The organism is Alkalihalophilus lindianensis (assembly GCF_032843265.1).
Classification (GTDB): domain Bacteria; phylum Bacillota; class Bacilli; order Bacillales; family Bacillaceae_D; genus Alkalihalophilus; species Alkalihalophilus lindianensis.
In genome coordinates this window covers 14,324-37,646 of sequence record NZ_JAWJBA010000005.1, presented here as the reverse complement: position 1 = coordinate 37,646, position 23,323 = coordinate 14,324, and the positions used below count along the sequence as shown (strand labels likewise).

The 23,323-nt window shown below is 40.9% G+C and carries 23 protein-coding genes and 1 riboswitch; of the genes, 6 read left to right on the top strand and 17 right to left on the bottom strand.

Annotation, left to right across the window (positions count from 1 at the left end; translation table 11 throughout):
* Positions 1 to 32 precede the first annotated feature (32 nt).
* From RYX56_RS15135 to RYX56_RS15100, 8 genes are all read right to left on the bottom strand, one after another.
* The gene (locus tag RYX56_RS15135; protein ID WP_317122890.1) at positions 33 to 647 is read right to left on the bottom strand and encodes a hypothetical protein; all 615 of its coding nucleotides are present in this window, start codon (positions 645 to 647) and stop codon (positions 33 to 35) included.
* The gene (locus RYX56_RS15130) at positions 628 to 1,662 is read right to left on the bottom strand and encodes a ribonucleotide-diphosphate reductase subunit beta (RefSeq protein WP_317122889.1); all 1,035 of its coding nucleotides are present in this window, start codon (positions 1,660 to 1,662) and stop codon (positions 628 to 630) included. The genes RYX56_RS15135 and RYX56_RS15130 overlap by 20 nt, the downstream gene beginning before the upstream one ends.
* 18 nt (positions 1,663 to 1,680) lie before the next feature.
* Entirely contained in the window at positions 1,681 to 3,852 is a 2,172-nt protein-coding gene (locus RYX56_RS15125) for a ribonucleoside-diphosphate reductase subunit alpha (RefSeq protein ID WP_439108503.1), read from the bottom strand.
* A 186-nt stretch (positions 3,853 to 4,038) separates the two neighbouring features.
* Positions 4,039 to 4,234, bottom strand: a riboswitch (cobalamin riboswitch).
* A 131-nt stretch (positions 4,235 to 4,365) separates the two neighbouring features.
* Positions 4,366 to 4,683, bottom strand: coding sequence for a YbjQ family protein (locus tag RYX56_RS15120; RefSeq protein ID WP_317122887.1), 318 nt, complete (start codon positions 4,681 to 4,683; stop codon positions 4,366 to 4,368).
* Positions 4,664 to 4,858, bottom strand: a complete 195-nt coding sequence (locus RYX56_RS15115) for a hypothetical protein (RefSeq protein WP_317122886.1) — start codon at positions 4,856 to 4,858, stop codon at positions 4,664 to 4,666. The genes RYX56_RS15120 and RYX56_RS15115 overlap by 20 nt, the downstream gene beginning before the upstream one ends.
* A 4-nt stretch (positions 4,859 to 4,862) precedes the next feature.
* A complete protein-coding gene (locus RYX56_RS15110) occupies positions 4,863 to 5,804 on the bottom strand; it encodes an alpha/beta hydrolase family protein (protein WP_317122885.1) in 942 nt (313 codons plus the stop codon).
* Positions 5,801 to 6,340, bottom strand: coding sequence for a helix-turn-helix domain-containing protein (locus RYX56_RS15105; RefSeq protein ID WP_317122884.1), 540 nt, complete (start codon positions 6,338 to 6,340; stop codon positions 5,801 to 5,803). Before RYX56_RS15105 ends, RYX56_RS15110 begins: the two co-directional genes overlap by 4 nt.
* Before the next feature lie 134 nt (positions 6,341 to 6,474).
* On the bottom strand, positions 6,475 to 7,893 hold the full coding sequence (locus RYX56_RS15100) for an alanine/glycine:cation symporter family protein (RefSeq protein WP_047973599.1): 1,419 nt from the start codon (positions 7,891 to 7,893) through the stop codon (positions 6,475 to 6,477).
* Positions 7,894 to 8,069: 176 nt separating this feature from the next.
* On the opposite strand from RYX56_RS15100, the gene RYX56_RS15095 reads away from it, so the two are divergent.
* From RYX56_RS15095 to RYX56_RS15080, 4 genes are all read left to right on the top strand, one after another.
* Positions 8,070 to 9,302 (top strand): PucR family transcriptional regulator, encoded by a 1,233-nt coding sequence (locus tag RYX56_RS15095; RefSeq protein ID WP_317122883.1) that lies wholly within the window; start codon positions 8,070 to 8,072, stop codon positions 9,300 to 9,302.
* Positions 9,303 to 9,434: 132 nt separating this feature from the next.
* Positions 9,435 to 10,568 carry an alanine dehydrogenase gene (gene ald, locus RYX56_RS15090; RefSeq protein ID WP_317122882.1) on the top strand — a complete coding sequence of 378 codons (1,134 nt, stop codon included), beginning with the start codon at positions 9,435 to 9,437 and terminating at the stop codon, positions 10,566 to 10,568.
* 96 nt (positions 10,569 to 10,664) lie between these two features.
* On the top strand, positions 10,665 to 11,774 hold the full coding sequence (gene alr / locus RYX56_RS15085; RefSeq protein ID WP_317122881.1) for an alanine racemase: 1,110 nt from the start codon (positions 10,665 to 10,667) through the stop codon (positions 11,772 to 11,774).
* Positions 11,775 to 11,892: 118 nt separating this feature from the next.
* Positions 11,893 to 12,045 carry a hypothetical protein gene (locus tag RYX56_RS15080; protein ID WP_317122880.1) on the top strand — a complete coding sequence of 51 codons (153 nt, stop codon included), beginning with the start codon at positions 11,893 to 11,895 and terminating at the stop codon, positions 12,043 to 12,045.
* Positions 12,046 to 12,084: 39 nt separating this feature from the next.
* Here RYX56_RS15080 and ade read toward each other — a convergent pair whose 3' ends face one another.
* The 5 genes from ade to RYX56_RS15055 all read right to left on the bottom strand — a co-directional run bounded on the left by ade (position 12,085) and on the right by RYX56_RS15055 (position 17,936).
* Positions 12,085 to 13,830, bottom strand: coding sequence for an adenine deaminase (gene ade, locus RYX56_RS15075; RefSeq protein WP_317122879.1), 1,746 nt, complete (start codon positions 13,828 to 13,830; stop codon positions 12,085 to 12,087).
* A 144-nt stretch (positions 13,831 to 13,974) separates the two neighbouring features.
* Complete coding sequence (locus tag RYX56_RS15070; protein WP_317122878.1) at positions 13,975 to 14,616, bottom strand: TraR/DksA C4-type zinc finger protein; 642 nt, start codon at positions 14,614 to 14,616, stop codon at positions 13,975 to 13,977.
* A 146-nt stretch (positions 14,617 to 14,762) separates the two neighbouring features.
* Positions 14,763 to 15,074: a YerC/YecD family TrpR-related protein gene (locus RYX56_RS15065; RefSeq protein ID WP_317122877.1), complete on the bottom strand. Its 312-nt coding sequence runs from the start codon at positions 15,072 to 15,074 to the stop codon at positions 14,763 to 14,765.
* 25 nt (positions 15,075 to 15,099) lie between these two features.
* Complete coding sequence (locus RYX56_RS15060) at positions 15,100 to 16,131, bottom strand: DUF3048 domain-containing protein (protein ID WP_317122876.1); 1,032 nt, start codon at positions 16,129 to 16,131, stop codon at positions 15,100 to 15,102.
* Between the two features lie 65 nt (positions 16,132 to 16,196).
* Entirely contained in the window at positions 16,197 to 17,936 is a 1,740-nt protein-coding gene (locus RYX56_RS15055) for an adenine deaminase C-terminal domain-containing protein (RefSeq protein ID WP_317122875.1), read from the bottom strand.
* A gap of 159 nt (positions 17,937 to 18,095) precedes the next feature.
* Here RYX56_RS15055 and RYX56_RS15050 point away from each other — a divergent pair, with 159 nt between their 5' ends.
* Entirely contained in the window at positions 18,096 to 18,362 is a 267-nt protein-coding gene (locus RYX56_RS15050; RefSeq protein ID WP_317122874.1) for a YgaP family membrane protein, read from the top strand.
* A 415-nt stretch (positions 18,363 to 18,777) separates the two neighbouring features.
* Complete coding sequence (locus RYX56_RS25760; RefSeq protein ID WP_336623168.1) at positions 18,778 to 18,888, top strand: EYxxD motif small membrane protein; 111 nt, start codon at positions 18,778 to 18,780, stop codon at positions 18,886 to 18,888.
* On the opposite strand, the gene purD is transcribed toward RYX56_RS25760, so the two are convergent.
* Genes purD through purM form a run of 4 tightly spaced genes read right to left on the bottom strand, consistent with a single transcriptional unit; the run spans position 18,863 to position 23,300 of the window.
* Positions 18,863 to 20,134, bottom strand: a complete 1,272-nt coding sequence (purD, locus tag RYX56_RS15045) for a phosphoribosylamine--glycine ligase (RefSeq protein WP_317122873.1) — start codon at positions 20,132 to 20,134, stop codon at positions 18,863 to 18,865. The two genes, RYX56_RS25760 and purD, sit on opposite strands and share 26 nt — an antisense overlap.
* A 15-nt stretch (positions 20,135 to 20,149) precedes the next feature.
* Positions 20,150 to 21,679, bottom strand: a complete 1,530-nt coding sequence (gene purH / locus RYX56_RS15040; RefSeq protein WP_317122872.1) for a bifunctional phosphoribosylaminoimidazolecarboxamide formyltransferase/IMP cyclohydrolase — start codon at positions 21,677 to 21,679, stop codon at positions 20,150 to 20,152.
* Positions 21,676 to 22,269 (bottom strand): phosphoribosylglycinamide formyltransferase, encoded by a 594-nt coding sequence (gene purN, locus RYX56_RS15035; RefSeq protein WP_317122871.1) that lies wholly within the window; start codon positions 22,267 to 22,269, stop codon positions 21,676 to 21,678. Before purN ends, purH begins: the two co-directional genes overlap by 4 nt.
* Entirely contained in the window at positions 22,266 to 23,300 is a 1,035-nt protein-coding gene (gene purM / locus RYX56_RS15030; RefSeq protein ID WP_317123073.1) for a phosphoribosylformylglycinamidine cyclo-ligase, read from the bottom strand. Before purM ends, purN begins: the two co-directional genes overlap by 4 nt.
* Positions 23,301 to 23,323 lie beyond the last annotated feature (23 nt).

The window sequence follows — 23,323 nt, the reverse complement described above, 5'->3', positions numbered from 1 at the left end:
ATAGGGTTAGATTGCAACCTTAGTTTGATAACTCATCTTAATAAATTTGTAGTCGGACCTCCAGCCAACTCAAAAAAGCGTAGATATTCTTCACTTGTAATCTCACTCCCAAACCTCGCCATCATAAAATTATCTTGATAGGCCATCACGTCTGGTTCGTTGGTTAATACCTCTTCAAAGCCCCCTTTCATTAGGAGCTTTTGAAGAAGTTGCTTGTAGAGGCTACTATCCCCCTCTACTGATGATAAATCCCAATGCCAGCGGTACTCAAGCGAGATTAGGATGTCTTTTTCATAAGATCTCGCGCCAAGTATTTTTGTAAGTAATGCACTGGCTAGTCCTTGATTTCTTAAAGGAATAGCCACTTCAATTACGCCTAGAACTTTAATTTGAGCCATTTGCGACCAGCGCTCATCTGCCTCTGGTGGCAAAATCATTGTATACCCTAGGATTGTTTCCCCATCGAAAGCTAGTGCAAGATCAACATCTAAAGTTCGAAGTGCCCGAAGCATCGCTTGCTGCTGTTCGTTAGGCAATCTAAATTGTTTGAGACTCTTGTGAAAAGCCCCTTCCTGCAACACCTTTTCGACGAGGAAACGATCAGCCGTTATAGTGATTGTTCCCTTCTTAAAGTTCATCAAAGCCATTATCACTTGACACCTTGGCGTATTGACGAGATTTTTGTTCAAAGAAATCACTTTTAGCTGCATTTACATCCTCGTATGCTTTAATCCACTTCAAATTGTTCGTACGGTGCTGCGGAAAGATATGGTCATAGCCAAGCTGTTTTGCCCTTTTATTTGCAATGAACTTTAAATATGCTTCCATATCTGCAGGAGTCACCCCTTCAACCTGATCGCCAATAATGTATTTGAACCACTTTAACTCAAGCTCTGTTGCCTCTATCAAAGCCTCCTTAACAAAACACTCCATCTCTTCTGTTTTCAATTCAGGGTGTTCATGTTGTAGCTCCTTAAATAAGTTCGTAAACAAATAGACATGAAGCTGCTCATCACGGTTAATGTAGTTAATCATTGTAGAAGTAGAGACCATCTTTTGATGACGAGCTAAATTATAGAAGAAGGCAAAGCCAGAGTAGAAATTTACTCCTTCTAAAATGACATCATAGACGATAGATTTGGCTAACGTTTCAGGAGTGGGATTGTGAATAAATTCTTCGTAGCCATTTACGATAAATTCGTTTCGTTCCCTCAAGATCGGATCAGATTTCCAGTAATCAAAAATTTCATCTTGAGTTGATTTTGGAACAAGACTGGAGAGCACATACGAATAGCTCTGATTATGAACAACCTCTTGAAAAGACAACACACTCATTAAGGCAACAAGAGACGAGTCCGTTAAGTAATCAGCAACTTTTATTGAATAATCAGTTTGTACGCTATCTAAGAAAGCTAATAGACCAATAATTTTCTTGAATGATTCTTGTTCAGGCTCGGTCAGGTTTTTAAATTGCTTTGCATCATGAGTCATATTGATTTCAAATGGCGTCCAAAAATTTGCTAGCATATTTTTATAAAGGGGATATGCCCAACTAAAACGGACATCATCCCAATTTAGGACATTTGAGCTTTTTCCATTTACGATCGCCGTTGATGCATTAGGAGCTGTGGGATCATAGAGCTTTCTCTTTTCTAGATTCATTGATTCTCCTCCTCATAATTAGCTTGAACAACTTTCACATTCATCAACTGAGACTGATGTCGAACGTACATAGTAGGTTGTCTTCAACCCTTCTTTCCAAGCAAGCAAGTGAAGAGTAAGCAACTCTTTTGCTTTCACTGTACTTGGTACGTAGAGATTAAACGAGATGCCTTGATCAACGTGGCGTTGTCTCGCACCATTCTGTCTTATGCTCCACTTCTGGTCTAAGGCATGTGCAGGCTTGTAATACCATGTCGTTGTAGGATCAAGATCAGGTGCTACAACTGGAATACGATAATTTTTCTTTTCTTCGATGTAGTATTTTGAAAAGATCGGGTCGATGGAAGCTGTTGAGCCCGCGATCAGTGAAGTAGTCGCATTTGGTGCTACCGCCATCACATAACCATTTCTCATCCCATACCTAGATACTTTTGAGCGAACCTCTTTCCAATCCTCATTTTCATACCCACGCATTCTAAAATACTCTCCACTTTGCCAATCTGAGCCATCGTAATGAGGATACGCGCCTTTTTCTTGTGCTAACTGTGCACTCGCTTTTATGGCTGCTCTATTAATTCGCTCATACACACGATCTACTTCCTCAATAGCCTCATCACTTTCCCAGATAATGCCCTTTTTTGCTAGATGATGATGCCATCCATACGTACCTAATCCAATTGCTCGATACTTTTTATTTGTCTGCTCTGCTTGTTTAACTCCTATTTGGTTTAAATCAATCACATTATCTAGCATACGTACTTGAATTGTGACCACTCGCTCTACGACCTCATCCGCTAACACTGTCCCAAGTGAAAGTGAGCTTAAATTACATACGACATAGTCACCAGGCTTCTTTTTAATCGAAATCATATCTTCTTCTAGCTCTTCTTCAATGACCGTAGTTGCACTCATATTTTGCATGATCTCTGTGCATAGATTAGACCCGTAAATCATCCCTTTATGGCGATTAGGATTTAATCGGTTTGCCGTATCACGATAGAACATAAACGGGCTCCCTGTTTCTAATTGAGAAAGCATGATACGTTTCATAATCTCTATAGCAGGAACCTCTATCCGCGAGAGCTCAGAATTCGCTAAGCATTCAGCATACTTTTGTCGAAACTCCCCTTCGCCTCTTGCTTCATCATAGAAATCTTCCAAAGAATATCCCATCTTAATTCGAACCTCATGAGGGTCAAACAAAGACCAATTCTCTCGCTTCTCAACTGCTTCCATAAATACATCAGGAATCGTAACAGCTGTAAATAAGTCATGTGTTCGTTGACGTTCATCACCGTTATTTAACTTGGCATCTAAAAAAGCAAATATGTCCTTGTGCCAAACATCTAAGTACACAGCAATTGCCCCTTGACGTTGCCCTAACTGATCGACACTCACCGCAACATTGTTAAGCTGCTTCATCCAAGGAATGACTCCAGACGAGACATTCTTAAATCCTCTAATCGACGAGCCTTTTGCCCGGATCTTACCGAGATATATTCCAAGTCCACCACCATTTTTACTTACGGTTGCGGCATCTGTACAACTATCAAAAATAGAGCGAAGGTCATCATCGACTGTATCAATAAAACAACTCGAGAGCTGACCACCTACTTTACCAGCATTACAAAGTGTCGGTGTGGCAACTGTCATATATAAGTTAGACAACGCCCAATAGGCTTCTTTTACTAAATCAAGCCGCTTATCTTGCGGTTCTTCTACCATCAACATCATCGCAATGACCAACATACGCTCCTGTGGCAATTCGATAATTTGATCTTCAAAGTTCTTAGCTAAATAACGATCGGCTAATGTTTTAATCCCAATATATGTGAATTTTTCATCACGAGTTGGTTCTATCACAAGAGCTAGTAGATTTAGTTCCTCACTAGTATAGGAGTCCAGACGTTTGTCATAGATACCATTTTCTATTTGCTGTTTGAAATAGGCAGGGAAGCTTAATGGAAGAGAATCAACTTCCTCTCCTCGCCCTTTGGCAATATGCTCTTTCAAATCATTGATATAGCAAAATGACGCTACAAACGTCCAATCCGGTTGATCAACGGAGAGTTCATTTAATGCTGATAATGCGCGTTGCTGCCATGTTAATGTAGATGTTTCCTCTAACCACTCCTCTGTTACTAGATTCGGAAAACGTTGCTGTAATTGTGTATCTTGCTTGTTCATCATCTTTAATTCTTTCATTTCTCTCACTCCTCATCTCGATAACAAATAAAAAAACGCCCTACCCCTCAATTTGAGAGATAGGACGTAAAACGGCTTCGTTGGTCGTTGCAAACTAAACGAGCAGTAGACAGTCACTTAAAATAGCGCTTGTCTAGTCGCTGCCGTCTCACTTCTCATCCCCCGAAGATAGCTGACTAAGAAATGGTGGCAGGTCTCCTGACTTGTGCTTCACCTTACTTTGAGCCTTCCCGTATAAGCACCTATTAAGCACTCTTATACAGTGGTTGCCTCATTTCATCCACACTTACAGTTGCGGGGACAGTTCTGGATTCTCACCAGATTCCCTATTAAGCTGCTAAGCAGCACCAACATTTCGTAATACAATATATAGTTGAATAAAACTTCCAATGCTACGATATATTGAAATCGTACCGGAAATATAGCTGAGATGCAAGACTTTTCTTTCAATCAAATTTTTAAAAGCCCTGTTGCATATTAGCATCAAGGCTTTCATTCTTATTCCTTAATTTTAACGGCCGTACCATAAGCAATGATCTCTGCTGCAGACCCCATAACCGTCGATGATTGGAGACGCATTCCGACAATTGCATTTGCTCCTTTTTTCGTCGCCTCCTCTACCATGCGATGGATCGCAAGCTTTCTGGCTTCATCCATCATCTCGTTGTACCCTTTAATTTCACCACCGACAATTCCTTTAAGCCCCGCTGTAATATCACGGCCTATATGCTTCGTCTGAATCGTTCCCCCTTTTACGTAGCCAATCACTTCGATAATCTCAGATCCCGCAATTGAATCAGTAGTCACTATTTTCATAATCAATTTCCTCCTCTTTCTCCTTTTTTCGTTCCAGCATAAAAACGATTAACACTGCTAGAAAACTAGCTACATTTCCTCCAACCGCTAGTAGAGCCCATGTGATATTAATAAAAACAAAAAGAATGGTCAGCAGTTGAAAAAGGACAGCTAGACTGATAAGAACGAATTTCAAGCGCCTATACATAGTTCTTTAACCAATCTCTCATCGTCTTTGTTAGCTCTTTTGAGAGGGGCTTTGTTCCAGTCTTTTTATATGCCTTTTTAAGTTGAAGAATGGAATAATCCTCCTCTTGATCTCTAAGCATATGATTCATCCCTTGGATAATCTTCGCCTCTACCTGTCCCTCTACTAGCTTCTCTACTTCAAACACTCGCTCCGGTATCACTTGGAGATCTTTTGATCCTGTAATGGCAAGGATGGGACACTCGACTTTCTTCAATGACTCTCGCACATTAAATTGATAGTGCTCGCGAAACCATTTTGCATTTACTTTAACCCCTTGAAAACGAGCCGTTACAGCATCTGCCCTCATCATCTTTTCATCAAATTTCGGTCCCTGCTTTTCCACTCTTTCTACTACTTTAAATAGGTTCAGAAGTTTGCCCCTTATCCCCTCGATATCTTGTAAGCCTCTTACCATTTGATGGCGTTGATAGGAAAGGGCCTCAGCCATTGATTCAGATGCACCAGCGAGTAAGATTAACCCTGCTACCTTTTCATCTTCTATAACTGCTGGCGCAAGCATGGCTCCCTCACTGTGACCAACGATGAACACACGCTTTGGATCCACCTGTGGGTGTTTTTTCAAAAAAAGAAGCGCAGCCTTCGCATCCTCAACTAAATCCCACATCCCTGCTTCCATATAGCTTCCGGTCGACTTCCCCACTCCCCTTTTATCATAGCGAAGAGTGAGACATCCATTTCCCACAAAAAAAGTGGAAAGAGAATTATACAAATTAAAAACTTGCTTTCCTTTGCCATTCCCATTTCGATCAGCTGAACCTGATCCTGATAAGATCAGAACAGCCGGATAATGCGGTTGCCCTTTACTAGGTATGTCGATTGTTCCACTGATCGTGATCTCACCTTGTTCAATTGAAACTTCTTTTGAACTCATGACTCCGCCTCCGGTATCAAAATGGTTGCCAATGTTCTGGCACGTCTATTTTCATTCGGCTTCTTATCAACTGCTTCTTGAATCAACTGACCTACCTTTTCTCCAAACTCTAAAAGTTCCTCATCGCTTAAATGAAGCGTTGCTTGCCAAAAACCTAGCCCATCTTCTTTATATGATCGGGGTTCCGCACTCATGACATAACGTTCAAACTCTTTCAGTAAGTTCGCTTGGTACGTCATAAAATACTTTAAATACTCTTCAGGTGCAGTCTCTTTTATTTCTTCATCAGAGATAGTCAAATTATCGGTCACTACCGCATAGACCTTCTCGACCGTACCTCTAACTTTGTTCGTTTCCACTACATGAATAAGTCCAGCATCTAAAAGAAGCTTCAGGTGACGATACATCGTTGCTTGCGGCACATCCTCAAGATGATCGATCAGGTGTTGCACCGTTTGATTTGGTGTTTTAAGAAGCTCTTGAATAATTCTCATGCGGATTGGATGGAGCATGATATCAGCCTTTTTTCGGGACACGTCGTACCCTCCACTTTATTATTATCATTATATATAATGATAATAATATATTTGTATGTCCTTGTCTAGCTTACCCACCACTACCTCCAACAAAAAAGGCCCTGTCTACTCGACAGAGCCTCCCAATAAAAGTATTAGCTTGCTTTTTTCACTGAACCTGCTTTAGCAGCTTCGTAGAAATTATTGAAGTAATCATTCGTTTCAGCTACAATGACTTTCCACAGTAATAACAAAGCAATTAAGTTTGGAATCATCATTAAGGCATTCGCCATATCCGCAAAAGCCCATACAGTTGCAAGGTTTGCCACTGTACCAACACCACAAGCTGCGATATAAACAAGACGGTATCCTGCAATTCCTCTTGATCCAGCAAGATACTCAAAACATTTTTCCCCGTATACATACCAACCAACAATCGTCGAGAAACCGAAGAAAATAACAGAGAACGCGACAATGTATTCTCCTACAGCACCAAGTACTGAACCAAATGCTGCACTTGTTAATGCCCCACCTTCAAGAGACGGATCATGAGTGACACCTGAAAGTACGCCACCAGAAGGATCCCAGAAGCCTGTAATAAGAAGGGTCAGACCAGTCATCGTACAAACAATGATCGTTACAATAAATGTACCAGTCATGGCTACAAGTGCTTGTTTAACTGGGTGATCAGCACGTGCATTACCTGCAATTAATGCTGCTGTACCAAGACCTGCTTCATTAGAGAAGATCCCACGAGCAACCCCATTACGAATTGCTTCAGATACGACTACTCCAAGGAAACCACCAGCTGCAGCAACAGGATTAAAGGCATAATAGAAAATTAGTTCAAAAGCAGGAATGATCATATCGTAATTTAAAATAAGAATTAAGGTTGCACCGCCCATATAAAGGAAAGCCATAATCGGCACAAAGAAACTAGCAACTGTACTAATACGTTGAATTCCACCAAAAATAATGACACTTACGAGTACAATTAAAATTAAACCAGTTACCCAATTAGCCATACCGAAACTGCTGCTCGTTACATCAGCAATGGTATTAGATTGTACACTGTTTCCGATTCCTAAAGCGGCAAATGCACCGAATACCGCAAACGCAATGGCTAGCCATTTGAACTTCCGACCGAGCCCTCGCTCGATGTAATACATAGGTCCACTAGAATACTCACCATTATCATTCTTGACACGGTATTTAACCGCAAGTAATGCCTCGCCGTACTTCGTCGCCATACCTAGTAAACCAACAATCCACATCCAAAAGATTGCTCCCGGTCCACCTAATGTAATAGCTGTAGCTACCCCGGCAATATTACCATTCCCGATTGTAGCCGCAAGCGCAGTCATCAAGGCTTTAAAATGACTTACATCCCCTTCAGCAGCTGCATCTTTACTATCTTCTTTACCAAAGCCAATCTTAAATGCATAAATGAGACGACGGAATTGTAACCCTTTTAAAGCGATGGTTAAAAATAAGCCTGTCCCAAATAATAAGATTAAACTAGGAGGCCCCCATAATACGTTATTAATCTTTCCTAGTATGTCTAAGATGTCCATAACTTTCACTCCCCACAGATAACGCTTTCATATATTATAATAAGAATGTATATGTTATTCTAACATGGCAATGCAAGCTTTTGTTTGTGAGAGCACACAAACTGAAAACGCTTCACTTGTGATTTTCGACAAAATACTGACGACTATTTTCCTAACTATAGATAAGGAGTTTTCCTATGACCGATAAAAATCACCAATCATTTAATCGACAATTTGACTCGTTAGAAGAATTTGTTGACGCGATTAGTGAACGCCTGCAATGTCCGGTAACGATTGAGGATTCTAATCATCATTTACTCGCATACAGTTCACATGATGATGGTACAGATGCTGCTAGGATTTCGACGATTATTGGCAGACGCGTACCCGAGAAAGTGATTAATCGTTTTTGGAAAGAAGGCGTAATCCCTACCCTTAACCAAAGCGATGAACCACTTGTCATTCCACAAATTCACGATATTGGCCTTGGTAATCGTGTCGCGGTCTCTATCCGAAAAAACAATGAAGTGCTCGGATATATTTGGGTACTTGAAGTGGGGCGCACCCTTACAAAAGAAGATCTTGCTGACTTAAAGCTTGCTGCTAGTAAAGCTAAAAACCAACTTCTACAATTAAATATGCAAAAGAAAAAGAAAGAAAAGAATCATCAAGAATTGCTGTGGCAAATGATCACAGGTGATGCAAGAAATCATCAAGTGATCGCAGAACAACTCTCTAAAATTGGGATAAATCCTCAAAAACCACTTGCTGTCATTTTGTTCAGCTTTGATGTTATGAGCGATGAACTTTATAAAAAGCTAGTATATGTAGCCAAAACAACTCAAAAGATCAATATTCTCATTCAAACACTAGATGAAAATCAAGTCGTATTCCTGATCTCCTCACACATTCAAAATGACTTTGTGAAAGAGACCAAAGACTTCATTGAAACATTTAAAACGCAAATAAGGGAACGTTTTGGCATTTCTCAGATTTGGTCAGGATGTGGGTATGCGTATGAAAATTATGAATGGATTAAAAGAAGTTATGATGAAGCGACAAAGGTGATTTCTCTAAAGCAAAGCTTTGATCAGGAGTTACAATCAGCTACCTTTTATCATGAACTTGGCATCTTTCGCTATATAGATATTTTGCAACAAGATGAACAAGTCAAAGATATTTCTATCAACCCTGCTATAAGAAAGCTCGAAACTTATGATCTTGAGCATCGCACTAACTTATTAGAGACGTTAGATGTGATTCTTAATAAAGACGGGAACATGAATGAAGCAGCCAAGGAGCTTCATTGCCATGTAAACACGTTAAATTACCGACTAAAACGCATTCAAGAGATTGCCAATATACAATTAAAGGACCCGGTGCAAAAGCTAGGCTTATATTTAGATATGAAGCTTTTTCGCGGACGCTAACAAACGATTAAGACGATTTGTTAAATCGAACAAAAAAACGTTTACATTTTCAACTTTACACACAATGCGTTCCTCCTTTTGTGGATTTATACTAACGATATAACAAACATCCGTTTTAGGAGGACGACAAACATGATTATTGGTATTCCAAAGGAAATTAAAAATAACGAAAACCGCGTTGCAATTACGCCAGCTGGTGTTGTTGCATTAACTAAAAGTGGCCATGAGATCTTAATTGAGCAAGGTGCTGGGATTGGTAGTGGATTTGAAGATACTGATTACACAGCAGCAGGAGCTACAATTATCCCAGAAGCGAAAGATGTATGGGCAAAAGCTGAAATGGTCATGAAAGTTAAAGAACCACTTAGCTCTGAATATGGCTACTTCCGTAAAGGGTTAATTCTATTCACATACCTACACTTAGCAGCAGAGCCTGAACTTGCTAAAGCACTAGTAGATAGCGGTGTGATTGCAATTGCATATGAAACAGTTGAAGTAAACCGTACACTTCCACTACTTACTCCTATGAGTGAAGTTGCTGGTCGTATGGCTTCTCAGATTGGTGCACAATTCCTTGAGAAATCTAAAGGTGGAAAAGGAATTCTTCTATCAGGCGTACCTGGTGTGAAACGCGGAAAAGTAACAATCATCGGTGGTGGTGTTGTTGGTACAAACGCTGCGAAGATTGCAGTTGGTCTTGGAGCTGATGTAACTCTTATCGACTTAAGTGCAGATCGTCTTCGTCAACTTGATGATCAATTCGGTAACGACATCCAAACTCTTATGTCAAACCCACTTAACATCGCTGAAGCTGTAAAGGAATCGGACCTAGTAATTGGGGCTGTATTAATTCCTGGAGCAAAAGCACCTAAGCTTGTTACAGAAGAAATGATCAAATCTATGTCACCTGGTTCTGTTGTTGTGGATGTGGCAATTGACCAAGGTGGTATTATCGAAACAGTTGACCAAATCACAACTCACGATAACCCAACTTACACGAAACATGGTGTCGTACACTATGCAGTAGCGAACATGCCTGGAGCAGTTTCTCGTACTTCCACAATCGGCTTAACAAATGTAACAATGCCTTATGCAATGCAAATTGCTAACAAAGGCGTTGAAAAAGCTGTAGCTGAGAACCCTGCATTAGCACTTGGTGTAAACGTTGCAAACGGAGATGTTACTTACAACGCTGTGGCACGTGACCTTGGCTATGAGTTAGTATCTGTTATGGATGCACTTAGTAAAACACCTGTTCAAGCATAAGAAAGTACTATAATATAGATATAAACCTACCCCCTCGGTCTCCTTTGACTGAGGGGGTCTATTAAAAGAAAAGTAGAATTTAAAGGAGTTTGTCAGATGAAGACGAGCAGTTTCAGACATACATATGCAGATATCTCATTACGTGCCATAGAAGAAAATGCAACGTCGTTTAAAGCCTCCTTACAAACACCTGAGTGCAGATTGATGGCCGTTGTTAAAGGTGATGGGTATGGCCATGGTGCAGTCGTTGCTGCAAAAGCTGCCTTGCGTGGTGGGGCGACTTATTTAGGTGTTGCGATCTTAGATGAAGCCATCGAGCTACGTGAAGCAGGGATTGATGTTCCTATCCTTGTTTTAGGATACACAGGCCCCCATGCGTTACAAGAAGCGATTCAATGTAATATCACAATAACGGTATTCTCTACAGATGTGCGTGATGCCTTACTTCAACTCGCACCCACTTTAAGCAATCCTATTAAAGTTCATATCAAAACAGATACTGGTATGGGACGAGTCGGCCTGCAAACAGAAGAAGAACTGCTTGAAGTCATCTCACCCTTAGCTCAACATGAAATGATCGAGATTGAGGGATTGTTCACTCACTTTGCAGAAGCAGATGCCCCTACTTCTACTTACACAGATGAACAATTCGAAAAATTTCTTTCTTTTATCAATGCTTTAGAAAAAGAAGGAATAATGATCCCCATTAAACATTGCTGTAATAGTGCCGGGACACTCTTTCACCGTGATAAACATCTTGATATGGTACGAGTAGGTATTAGTCTGTATGGATTAAAGCCAGATCCTGACCTTAGATTTCCTATTAAGCTAACTCAAGCTATGCGTCTTTATTCCAGTATTGTTTCATTGCGCACCTTGCCAGAGGGGTCGTCCATTAGCTATGGTAGAACACATAAGCTATCCGAGCAAAGAATCGTGGCGACAATGCCAATAGGCTATGCGGATGGGTTATCCCGAGCCTTATCAAATAAAGGTCATGTACTTTTTGGTGATCAACACGCCCCTATTATCGGAAGAGTATGTATGGACCAAACAATGATTGATGCAACCGACCTAACTGATATTCAGGTTGGAGATGTAGTAGAATTCCCAATTGATGAAATGGCACAGCTTACGAATACGATCAATTATGAGATTGTTTGTGCCATCAGCAAGCGTGTACCAAGATATTATGATAAGCTCTGACCCTCTTCGGTCAGAGCTTTTTTTAAAAGTACTCGATGATAAGGATTATATTTCATGGGTAAGGGTAAAGGGTAAGATGGGTAAAGAACTATCTTCGATAAAGAGAGAGGGGAGGCTTATGTACCTTACGAAAGAAGAGATTTACATGATGTTGCTTCATTTAAATGATGAGCAACTCGTAAAGGTCTATCATTATATTAATACATTACAAAAGGAACAAAAGATCACTTCTTCCCCAGACGTGAACCCAGATAGTAAAACTCCCAAGTAGTAAACAGGTTACGAGTATGAATGCTCGTAACCTCCTTTTTTATAGGGAAACACTTTCACCTTCAGGGCTAATATGAGAGAAAGTAGTAACATCAAATAAACCTGTATCTGTTAACTTCAGGGATGGGATGACTGGCAGGGCTAGAAAAGAGAGAGTTAAAAAAGGATTCGATTCGCCTGAATAGCCCAACTCAACTAAACCACGATCAATTTGCTTTAACTGTTTCATTACTACCTCATGCGGTGCAATCGACATTAGTCCACCAAGCTCTAACGGAAGAGCTGCAAGAACCTTTCCTTTTGAAACAACAACTAACCCTCCTTGGATGCGTTCAAGCTCTTTAATAGCTTGTGCGAGGCTTTCATCATCTACTCCACATGCAATAATATTGTGGGAATCATGCGAAATCGATGTTGCGATCGCCCCCTGTTTAAGACTAATCCCTTTTACAATGCCCACTCCAAAATGTCCAAGCTCATGATGTCTCTCTGCAACAACTAACTTTAGTTGATTTTTTTCGATCGAGGGTTTAAAAAGTCCACCTTCAACCGTCACTTCTTCACACAGAGATTTCGTAACAATTGATCCAAGTTCGACTCCAATTATTTTTGCTTTCGTCGAACCTAATCTGAGCTTTAGCGCATCTGACCCCCATTTCTTCATGCGTACACTACTTAGTAAAACTTCTGGTGGTTGCAAGGAATCTCTTACTTCGCTTATTAACTGACCTTCCTCAACTACCTTTTCACCTTTCACATACACTGCTTCAATCGTGATATTTTTTAAATCAGATAATACAATAAAGCTCGCTTCGTATCCTGGAGCAATGGCGCCTTTCGTTTTCAAGCCAAAGCACTCAGCCGCATTTAAACTAGCCATTTGAAGAGCTTGAATGGGATCCATTCCAAGCTTAATTGCTTTTCTTACACTCGCATCAATGCTCCCATCTTCCACTAATTCATCGAGATGTTTGTCATCTGTGGCGAACACAAACCGTCTTGCGTTATAAGGAGTTACCGATCCAATTAAAGCTTCCATATCTTTTGCAGCTGTTCCTTCTCTCATCAAGACATACATTCCACGTTTAATTCGTTGCTTTGCTTCCTCCGAACTTACTGCTTCATGATCATTTCGTATTCCTGCTGTTAAATAGGTGTTCAACGCCGTCTCATCCAGTCCAGCCGCATGTCCATCAATCACACATTCATTTTCGTGTGCAGCCAGAAGTTTTTTGACCATCTCCTCTTCTCCTTTAAGTACAGCTGGATAATCCATCACCTCTGCTAATCCATGTACTTCACCATTTCTTATAAGCTGAGATACTTCTTTAGCTGAAAGGTCTGCCCCGTTATGTTCAAAAGGGGTTGCTGGAACTGAAGATGGCGCCATCATTTTCACATCGAGTGGTAAGCCTTTAGATGCTTCAACCATATACTGAACAGCAGGAAGACCACCAACATTTGCAATCTCATGAGGATCGGCGATCACCGTGGTCACACCGTGTGGAAGAACAACCTTAGAAAATTCTTCCGGCGGCACCATGGCTGATTCGATATGAACATGGCCATCAATAAATGAAGGAGCTATATATTTCCCATTCAGCTCTATCTCTTTTTCACCCTCGTAATCACCAACTCCAATGATCATCCCATCACAAATTGCTACGTCTGCTTGAAACGTTGTGATGTTAAATACATCGACGACCATCCCACCTTTTAGAACAAGATCTGCTTTCTTACGCTTTGATGCCGCTGCAATTTGATTTTGTAAACTTTCTTTCTGCATCGCGCCCCACTCCTTTAGACATTTTTACTATTGTAGGATAAATGAATGATTTATGCACTATTTTTGAGAGGGAATGTAACGTAAAATCATTACTAAGCAAAAAAACTCCCCTAATTATGATAATTAGAAGAGAAATTATTTCACTTAAATATGCTCTTTTCGGTCTGATGTTCGACCTGAGCCATTACCTTTGATATCTGCTACTTTCATCGAATCAATTTCTTCTAGCGGTTCTTCATCTCTAGGTTCAGGATTGTACCCATCTTCGGGATTTGTTAAGTCTGATGGAGAATCTGAAGTCCCATGTTGACTTATATCTCTCCACGTATCTTCACGGTCATAAATGACTTTGTCTTCTCCTTCGCTTGATTCGATAGTTGGATTTACTACTTCTTCCTCAACCGGACGCCGATTAGGGTCAAGTTGCACATCAGCATGCTCTACTCGACGCCTTGCCGTTGGTAGCGCCTCTAGCCTTTCATACGGTATTGGCTCTCCGCACACTTCACAAATTCCGTACGTATCATTCTCGATTGCAGCAAGTGCTTGATTAATCTCTTCCAGTTCATCTTTAGAATGTTGATCGAGAGCAGCTTCTAGTTCCCTATCATGAAGTTCAGTAGCAAGATCACCCGGGTGATTGTCATAGTTTGATAATTCTCCAGTATCCTCTCCACGATTTTCTAAGTCTGCTTCACTCACATCATCTGATACTCGGTCTTCGATTTCCTTTTTCATATGAAGCAGTTTATTTTCTAATGTTTTAATTTGCTCACTTGTTAACATCGTATATACCTCCAAATTGGTTTCCTGACATTACTAATCTAATAAATCATTTGTTAATTAGGTAATACACGTAATTGAGGAAATGTAAACATTTCGAGTACACAAAAAGGCATGAGGTCTTAAAGTAGACCTCATGCCTTAACTGCTTATTTTTCTTCTACTGGCTCTTCTTCTTTAATACGATCTAAAGTCATTTTATAGCCGTCGTTGCCGTAATTCAAACAACGCTTCACTCGTGAAATTGTTGCTGTACTAGCACCAGTTTCCGTCTCAATTTTATGGTACGTATAGCCGTTTTGTAACATACGTGCCACTTCAAGACGCTGTGCTAGTGACTGAATCTCATTAATCGTACAAAGATCATCAAAAAATTCATAGCACTCTTCTAGGTTATTTAAAGACAAGATCGCGTTAAATAATTGATCAAGCTCTTTCCCTCTTAATTTATCAATTTGCATATAGCCACACATCCCTTTATTAAAATTAATTGTATGACACACTTTTATCCATACTCGGCGAAGTAGGAACTACATTAATCCATGTCATACCTGGTTTTAGCGGCATTTCATTCCCATTCTCATCAACGGGTAAGATTCTACCATCAATATTCTTCCAATTTACTTCATTGGCAATCCCACTCTGAACAAGATGACCTCTCCCGCCTGAGGTAAGGTTAATATCACGACGCCCAGCTTCATCAAGGACGTTATGTTCTGTTTCTACAATGAACAGATTAGCGACCAACAGAGGTTCATTTGTATGATAATCAACTGTTTGCGAGTCCCCATTGAACCTGTAGTACTTCCCTGTTTGTTCATCGAATTGGTAGGACACTTCATTTCGATTCAAGTAGTTAATAACAATAGTAGAGGCAGCATGTCCAACTACTTGAATATCCTCACTTGTATAAAAAGAAAGTGGGGATACTTCTTTTTTCCAGTCATACCCTTGCTCCTCTATCCCTTTTTGGATATTTTCAAAAGTGATATAGGAGTTATGGGGTGCACGTCTGTCAGTTGAGCGTTGAAATAACGTGCCATCATAGTGAAGCCCACTCAAATAATCTGCCTCCCCGGCCTTTAATCTAGCCTCAGCACCTGGGCTCCAACCATGAGTAATAAACACCGCATCATACCCATTCGCTAGGTCAATATAATAATCTCGGGCACTTCTAACCGGACCTACAACTTTTGGAAAAGTACTATGGAAAAGAGCGAGAAAGCGAGTCATTTCCCCTTCCGCTAATACCTCATATACAACATCAGCATCGACTAATCCAGATTGCGGTCTAGCAGCTGGATGATTATTAATCATCACCCCAACCGGCCGGTGATCAAGTTCTACGTCGCTTTTATCACCCGTTAAAGGATAAGTAAACGGTTGTTCTTCTTCAGTGTTTTCATCATCTAGTGTATTTGGAGTTGATTCAATTGCTTCGCTTATCTCGTCTGCCTCGTTGTTACACCCTACAAGAAGGATTGAGGCAATAAAAGCTACTGTTATCCACCGTTTCATGTGACGTCTACACGTCCTTTTCTTCGTAAAATAAATGTCATTCTAAGGCAGAACTCTTTTATAGTTTAACGCATAATCGAGGGAAAGAGTACCGTTTTCTTATGAACGTCATAAATTCCATTTTGTGTAACACGAATATAAGGTAAGTGCGTAGAAGAGAAAAATAACAAGCTGTAAATAGGGTCTTCATGCTTATAACCACGTTCACGCAGCAGCTTAACAAATACTTTCTCGTCTTGCATCACATCTTTCATTGATTTAGAAGAAAGGATCCCAAAAAGGTTCAATGGAATAGAACCGATGACTTCACCTTCTTCAACCAGTGTCATTCCGCCACCTTGTGCTTTCAATGCATTGAATGCTTTTACCATATCGGAGATACTCTTACCAATTAAGACAATATCACCTGTATTTGAGAAGGAACTGGCAAAGCCAGAGATCTGGTTAGCAAATCCTTTCAGCATCGATGTAATCAACCATTTTCCATTCTTATCTAACATCACGAAGAAACTTTCATCATGCTCATGACTTAGCGTTCGATCAGTGCATTCGATGGGAATCTGATAAGGTTTTAAAATAACGGCATTGACCATCTCAATTCCCATCGGCATCGAGAAGTGTAAGTCATCTTCAGACAGCTCCCAATCTAATTCAAGAGAGCCGATCCCATAATCTTCCCACGGGAATGATTCATACCCTTCACATTGCCGTCCATCTCTTACAACCCATTGTCCTTTTGCTATAACAGAGGTCGGTTTCGGATCATTAATATCTGTTAAGAAATTAAGATGAGCAACACGGCCTGGTGCAATCATTCCTAGTTTGTGATCAAGATTATAATATCTCGCCACATTGTAAGTAGCCATTCCGTAAGCATCAATCGGGGCAATGCCTGCATCAAGCGCAATTTTTATCAACTGATCCATTACACCATCTTCATAAAAAGTAGGAGTGGAACCATCAGTCGTCATTATGCAACGATCAAATACATCCACACCGAGTTCTTGCATTTCTTTTAGCAATTTAGGTAAGTCTGGGCGAATGGAAGAATGTCGTAGGGAAGTTGTATACCCTAGATTTAACCTTTTTACTACTTCTTCACCTGTCATCGCTTCATGATCACATGTTACTCCAAGAAGAGCCATTTGTGAGAGCGTCTTTTCTGATGCCCCTGGTAGATGTCCTTCAATTGGTTTTCGAAGACGTGTTGTCTCTTGCATCCAATGCAAGGTCGAGTCATCTCCATTTAAAACTTTTGGCCATGAGGTAAGTTCCCCACCTTGAATGACTAAGTGATGTTCTAGCCATGCTTTCATTTTCGAATTCGAGAAAGCCTCATCACTCTTTAATTCTGTCTGAGCATCATAGCGACACCACCAATACATCGAGGTTGGTAGCTCATCAAGAGCTTCAATTAAAGAAAGCGCTTTCTTTTTTTCGAGATTCAAAAAGAACATTAAGTTATCATTGATCAAGGTTGTTGTTCCACGTGATGCTGCATATTTTGCAAAGCTGTGGGGATTATAAAGTTGAAATGGGTGAGCATGATGCTCGATATATCCAGGGACTATATATTGATTTGAACAGTCCACCACTTCCGTTTCAGTTAATACGTTAGGCATTTCGTCACCAACGTAGACAATACGATCTTGTGCCATCCATATATTTGCCTGTAACCATTTTCTTCTTGCATGGTTTAAGTAGGTTGCATTTTTTAGGACGAGCGAAGGCGCCTGCTCTCCTCTAACAACTTCAAGTTGTTGGCGTAAACGTTTTTTTGTCCAGCGATAAATTCGCTCCGTCATCTCAATTCACCCGTTTCTATCGTTCCTTTTTTTTGTAAATTATCTATTGTTTCTATCGTACCATACAATCACTCATTAACTCACTAAAGTTGTCAAATCTTTTTACATGTTTTTTTGACAACTCGGTGAACAAACATCCAGAAAGGCAGTTGTTTTTAAATGAAACCTAATATTGGTCGAATCGATGCATTAATTCGGATTACAGCAGGCTTTACCGTTCTTTCTTATTCTATTGCAAAAATGGTACGTAAACCACACAGAAACCGTTCTCTACTAGCAGCAATGCTTGGGGGCATGAAAGTGGCAGAAGGTATTACACGTTTTTGCCCTCTTGTCTACTTAGCCAAAAGTGAAATGATACACCCTGGCCATGACCGGCATGAAGAAGACCATCACCCAGACGGAAGAGTCATGAACCCATCTTAGAAAGAAAAGCGGTGGCGACTGGTCTGGCATGCTGAAAAATAAGGGGGAGCAATATGAAGTCGCTCTTTGACTTCATTTGATTCACCGTTTTTTCTCGCAGGACAAGGAGCCATAGCTAGACAAGAAAAGCGGTGTTGGCTCGTTTAGGTATGAGGGCGGTGGAGCTTTGGCAATGAGAAGCGCTTTTTGCTTCGTTTGACAAAGTGAAGCGACCGATGACCTGAGCCACAAAGCTAGACATGAAAAGCGTTTGCGGACTGGTCTGGCATGCTAAAAAATAATGGAGAGCAATATGAAGTCGCTCTTTGACTTTATTTGATCTACCGTTTTTCTCGCAGGAGAAGGAGCCAAACAAATCAAAAACCGTATAAGTTCAAAACTTATACGGTTCAATATCATCACTGGAGGTGACGACATGTTCAGTATTCAAGAGTATGCAACAGACTCGTTATTTATTTATATTTTACTAATTGGAAGTGTTATCGCTTTTCTTTATGTGTTCATAAAGAAGAAACGCGTGAAATAGCTTTATTTCCTATATCTTGACGATAAAAAAGACCATCACTTTGAATGCGCTCGATTTCTTTATAAACAGACTCTTTAGCCAGACTAAGTGTAGGTTGTTTTGAAGCCGCTAAGAGGACACGTCCACCGTTGGTCAGCCATTTTCCCTCTTGTTTCTTTGTTCCTGCATGAAAGAGCAATGATTGCTCACTTAATGAATCGAACCCTTCAATGACTGCCCCTTTTTGGTAAGAGCCCGGATAGCCTTTACTTGCCATCACTACGCCTACTACAGCATCATCAGACCACTTAAGTTCTGGCTTCTGCCCCTTTAATAGTGTTAAGATCACTTGCTCAAGATTTGACTCTAATCGAGGTAGAACGACTTGTGTTTCTGGATCACCAAAGCGTGCATTAAATTCAATAACTTTAGGACCAGCTTGCGTCATCATTAAACCAGCATATAAAATCCCTGTAAATGAATTACCCTCTTCGATCATCGCATTTGCAGTAGGTTTAAGGATTGTATCTACTGCCTCATTAATCTGTTCACTGCCAAACTGCGGGACAGGAGAATAGGCACCCATTCCCCCGGTGTTTGGACCCTCATCGTTATCAAAAGCTCTCTTATGATCTTGAGCTGCTACCATTGGGATTACGATATTCCCATGAACGAATGCCATTAGTGAAAGTTCTTCGCCCTCTAAATACTCTTCAATGACAACAGAAGCACTCGCCTCACCAAATGCTTGTTTATTTAACATCGAATCCAATGCTTCAATAGCTTCTATTTCGGTCATAGCGACGACAACGCCTTTACCAGCTGCTAGACCGTCTGCTTTAATCACAATCGGCGCACCCTTTGCTTTTACATACTGAACAGCTAACTCGTACTCAGTAAATGTTTCATACGCCCCTGTTGGAATGTTATATTTTTGCATGATCTCTTTTGCAAATGACTTACTACCTTCAAGACGCGCGGCTTCTTTTGATGGTCCAAAAGCAATTAATCCTTCTGCTTTAAAGCGATCAACCAATCCTGCTAAAAGTGGAACTTCAGGACCTACTATTGTCAGTTCGACTTGGTTATCCTTTGCAAACTCCACAAGCGCATCTTGATCGTCTTCACTTATCGGAACCGTCGTTGCTACGTCTCTCATTCCATCATTACCTGGTGCTACAAAAACAGTCGCTACCTGCTCACTTTGTTTTAATTTCCAAGCAATTGTATGTTCACGACCACCGCTCCCAATTACAAGCACATTCATGATACACACCTCCTCTTAATGTTTGAAATGACGCACTCCTGTAAATACCATTGCAATGTCATAACGATCAGCCATATCAATTGATTCCTGATCACGAATCGAGCCACCTGGCTGAATAATTGCACGTACACCTGCTTTAGCTGCTGCTTCAACTGTATCACCCATTGGGAAGAAGGCATCTGATCCCATAACGGCACCTTCCATGCGATCACCTGCTTGCTCTAGTGCAATAGCAGCTGCCCCAACACGATTCATTTGCCCTGCACCGACACCTACCGTCATTTGATCGTTAGCAAGAACAATCGCATTTGATTTCACATGTTTGACGACTTTCCATGCTAGCTTTAATGCTTTCCACTCATCTTCTGTTGGTTCACGCTTTGTAGGAACAGAAATCTCTGCTTCATCAAAGCTATGCGTATCTTCATCTTGTACAAGTAAACCACCATGAATCGATGTAAGAGTGGCTTCGGTTGACTTAGCTTTACTTGTGTCTACTGTTAATAAACGAAGGTTTTTCTTTTCTTTCAATACTGATAGAGCTTCCTCTGTAAACGCTGGCGCAATAATAATTTCCAAGAAAATTTCTTTCATCTTAAGAGCTGCCGTTTGGTCAACCTCTTGATTTAAGGCTATGATTCCGCCAAATATAGAAACAGGATCAGCTTCATATGCTTTATCATAGGCTTCCTCGATCGTTTGACCTGTCCCAACCCCACAAGGGTTCATATGCTTAATAGCTACAGCAGCTGGCTCAGTGAATTCTTTTACAATAGCAAGCGCTGCATTAGCATCATTAATATTGTTATAGGAAAGTTCTTTACCGTGCAATTGAGTGGCAGTAGCTATTGAGCCATCTTTAGCAAGAGGCTTTTTATAGAACGTTGCCTTTTGATGGGGGTTTTCTCCATAGCGCAAGCTTTGTTTTTTCTCATATGTAACCGTATACGTCTCTGGGCTCTCTTCCCCTACTGCTTCTGTTAAGTATTCAGCAATCACAGCATCATAGGCTGCTGTATGGCGATATACTTTAGCGGCAAGACGACGTCGTGTTTCAGTTGTAACACCATCTTTTAATTCAGTTAATACAGTGTCATAATCTGCAGGGTCAACAACTACTGTTACATGTTTATGATTTTTCGCGGCAGCACGGAGCATACTCGGTCCACCGATATCAATATTCTCAATGGCATCTTCAAACGTTGAATCTTCTTTTGCAATGGTTTGTTGGAATGGGTAGAGGTTTACAACAACCACATCAATCGGTGTAATATGATGTTCTTGTAGTTGCTCTTGATGCTCTTGCTTTTCACGCATGGCAAGAAGACCCCCATGAATATTAGGGTGGAGGGTTTTCACACGTCCTTCAAGAATCTCTGGAAAGCCGGTTACTTCTTGAATGCCTGTTACGGCAATCCCTGCCTCTTGGATCGCTTTTTTCGTCCCACCTGTGGAAACCACTTCAAACCCTGCATCGACAAGGCCACTTACAAATGGAATGATCCCTTCTTTGTTCGATACACTGACTAATGCTCTTCTCTTCATTTGCTCTTAACTCCTTCCAGCTTTATCGTGTTCCCCCACGCTGCAATGGTTTGTGGATAGAGACGATGTTCGACCGCTTGTATCTTTTTTGTTAATGTTTCAATTGTATCATCTTGTTCAATAGTGATCGCTTCTTGGGCGATGATTGGTCCTGTGTCCATCCCGGCATCCACTTCATGAATCGTTACCCCAGTTTCACTAACACCAGCCCTTAATGCCTGGCCGATTGCATCTAGCCCTGGAAAGTTCGGCAAAAGCGATGGATGAATGTTTACGATTTTACCTTCATAAGCAGATAGAAGTGTCGGTCCAATCAAACGCATATAGCCCGCTAGCACAACAAGGTCAATCTTGCGTGCCTGCAGCTCGACTACTATGTCTGATTCGAATTCTTCTTTATACGTATAATTTGACGGATTGAAACCGAATGTAGCTATACTAGAGGAGCTAGCACGAATGAGAGCTTTGGAGTTTGGCTTGTCACTTACAACTAATGCCACTTCTACATCAATGTCTCCACTTTGAGCTTGATCAATAATCGCTTGTGCATTCGTCCCAGTTCCTGAGGCAAAAATGGCGATCTTCATCAATCAATGCCTCCAATAGAAACCCCAGTCCCTTCTGAAACTCTGCCAATAATGAATGCTTTCTCCCCTTGCTCCTCAAGCAATCGAATAACTTTTGTATGGACCTCTTCAGGAACCACTGCAATCATCCCAATCCCCATATTAAATGCACTAAACATATCTTTTTTAGAAAGTTTTCCGTATTCCTCAAGTAAGTAGAAAATCGTTGGAATCGGCCAAGAACCAAAATCGACTTCTACCTTACAGCCAGCAGGAAGCATACGCGGGATATTCTCATAGAACCCACCACCTGTGACATGAGCAAGGCCATGAACAGGATACGTGCGAAGTGCTTCAAGTAATGGCTTCACATAAATTCTTGTCGGTGTTAAGAGCTCCTCACCAAGCGTACCCTGAAGACCAGGAAGACTTTCATTTAAAGATAATTGGTGTTCATCAAGGAATACCTTGCGGACCAAGGAGAAACCATTACTATGAAGTCCATTTGAAGAAAGACCAATCACAATATCACCAGGTGCTATCTTTTCACCAGTGAGTAGATCTTTCTTTTCAACAGCTCCTACAGAAAATCCAGCTACATCATACTCGTCTTCCTCATACATTCCAGGCATTTCAGCTGTTTCCCCACCAATTAATGCACAACCAGCTTGCTCACAACCATCAGCTACTCCCTTAACGATTGCTTCAATCCGGTTCGGTTCTGCTTTTCCTACTGCTAAATAATCAAGAAAATAGAGAGGTTCTGCGCCTTGCACCACGATATCATTTACGCACATCGCTACAGCATCTACACCGATCGTATCGTGTTTTTCTGCCATAAAGGCAAGCATTAGCTTTGTCCCTACCCCGTCTGTTCCTGATACGAGTACCGGCTCTTTCATGTTGAGGCTTGAAAGATCAAACATGCCTCCAAAACCACCTAATCCTCCCATAACTCCTGGACGATTCGTTCGATTCACATGTTGCCCCATGCGGCGTACAGCTTCATAACCAGCCTCAATGTCAACACCGGCTTGCTTATATGCATCTGACATCATCAGTTCCCCCTCTAAATTCT

Excerpts from the sequence above, each read along its gene's own strand:
- RYX56_RS15125 (WP_439108503.1), bottom strand. The coding sequence starts at position 3,852 with ATGATGAACAAGCAAGATACACAATTACAGCAACGTTTTCCGAATCTA.
- purD (WP_317122873.1), bottom strand. The coding sequence starts at position 20,134 with ATGAATGTGCTTGTAATTGGGAGCGGTGGTCGTGAACATACAATTGCT.
- RYX56_RS15065 (WP_317122877.1), bottom strand. The coding sequence starts at position 15,074 with ATGCAAATTGATAAATTAAGAGGGAAAGAGCTTGATCAATTATTTAAC.
- alr (WP_317122881.1), top strand. The coding sequence starts at position 10,665 with ATGAAGACGAGCAGTTTCAGACATACATATGCAGATATCTCATTACGT.
- ade (WP_317122879.1), bottom strand. The coding sequence starts at position 13,830 with ATGCAGAAAGAAAGTTTACAAAATCAAATTGCAGCGGCATCAAAGCGT.
- RYX56_RS15055 (WP_317122875.1), bottom strand. The coding sequence starts at position 17,936 with ATGACGGAGCGAATTTATCGCTGGACAAAAAAACGTTTACGCCAACAA.
- RYX56_RS15110 (WP_317122885.1), bottom strand. The coding sequence starts at position 5,804 with ATGAGTTCAAAAGAAGTTTCAATTGAACAAGGTGAGATCACGATCAGT.
- RYX56_RS15130 (WP_317122889.1), bottom strand. The coding sequence starts at position 1,662 with ATGAATCTAGAAAAGAGAAAGCTCTATGATCCCACAGCTCCTAATGCA.
- purH (WP_317122872.1), bottom strand. The coding sequence starts at position 21,679 with ATGAAGAGAAGAGCATTAGTCAGTGTATCGAACAAAGAAGGGATCATT.
- RYX56_RS15080 (WP_317122880.1), top strand. The coding sequence starts at position 11,893 with ATGTACCTTACGAAAGAAGAGATTTACATGATGTTGCTTCATTTAAAT.
- purM (WP_317123073.1), bottom strand. The coding sequence starts at position 23,300 with ATGTCAGATGCATATAAGCAAGCCGGTGTTGACATTGAGGCTGGTTAT.
- RYX56_RS15120 (WP_317122887.1), bottom strand. The coding sequence starts at position 4,683 with ATGAAAATAGTGACTACTGATTCAATTGCGGGATCTGAGATTATCGAA.
- RYX56_RS15050 (WP_317122874.1), top strand. The coding sequence starts at position 18,096 with ATGAAACCTAATATTGGTCGAATCGATGCATTAATTCGGATTACAGCA.
- RYX56_RS15100 (WP_047973599.1), bottom strand. The coding sequence starts at position 7,893 with ATGGACATCTTAGACATACTAGGAAAGATTAATAACGTATTATGGGGG.
- RYX56_RS25760 (WP_336623168.1), top strand. The coding sequence starts at position 18,778 with ATGTTCAGTATTCAAGAGTATGCAACAGACTCGTTATTTATTTATATT.
- RYX56_RS15070 (WP_317122878.1), bottom strand. The coding sequence starts at position 14,616 with ATGTTAACAAGTGAGCAAATTAAAACATTAGAAAATAAACTGCTTCAT.
- RYX56_RS15060 (WP_317122876.1), bottom strand. The coding sequence starts at position 16,131 with ATGAAACGGTGGATAACAGTAGCTTTTATTGCCTCAATCCTTCTTGTA.
- RYX56_RS15135 (WP_317122890.1), bottom strand. The coding sequence starts at position 647 with ATGGCTTTGATGAACTTTAAGAAGGGAACAATCACTATAACGGCTGAT.
- ald (WP_317122882.1), top strand. The coding sequence starts at position 9,435 with ATGATTATTGGTATTCCAAAGGAAATTAAAAATAACGAAAACCGCGTT.
- RYX56_RS15095 (WP_317122883.1), top strand. The coding sequence starts at position 8,070 with ATGACCGATAAAAATCACCAATCATTTAATCGACAATTTGACTCGTTA.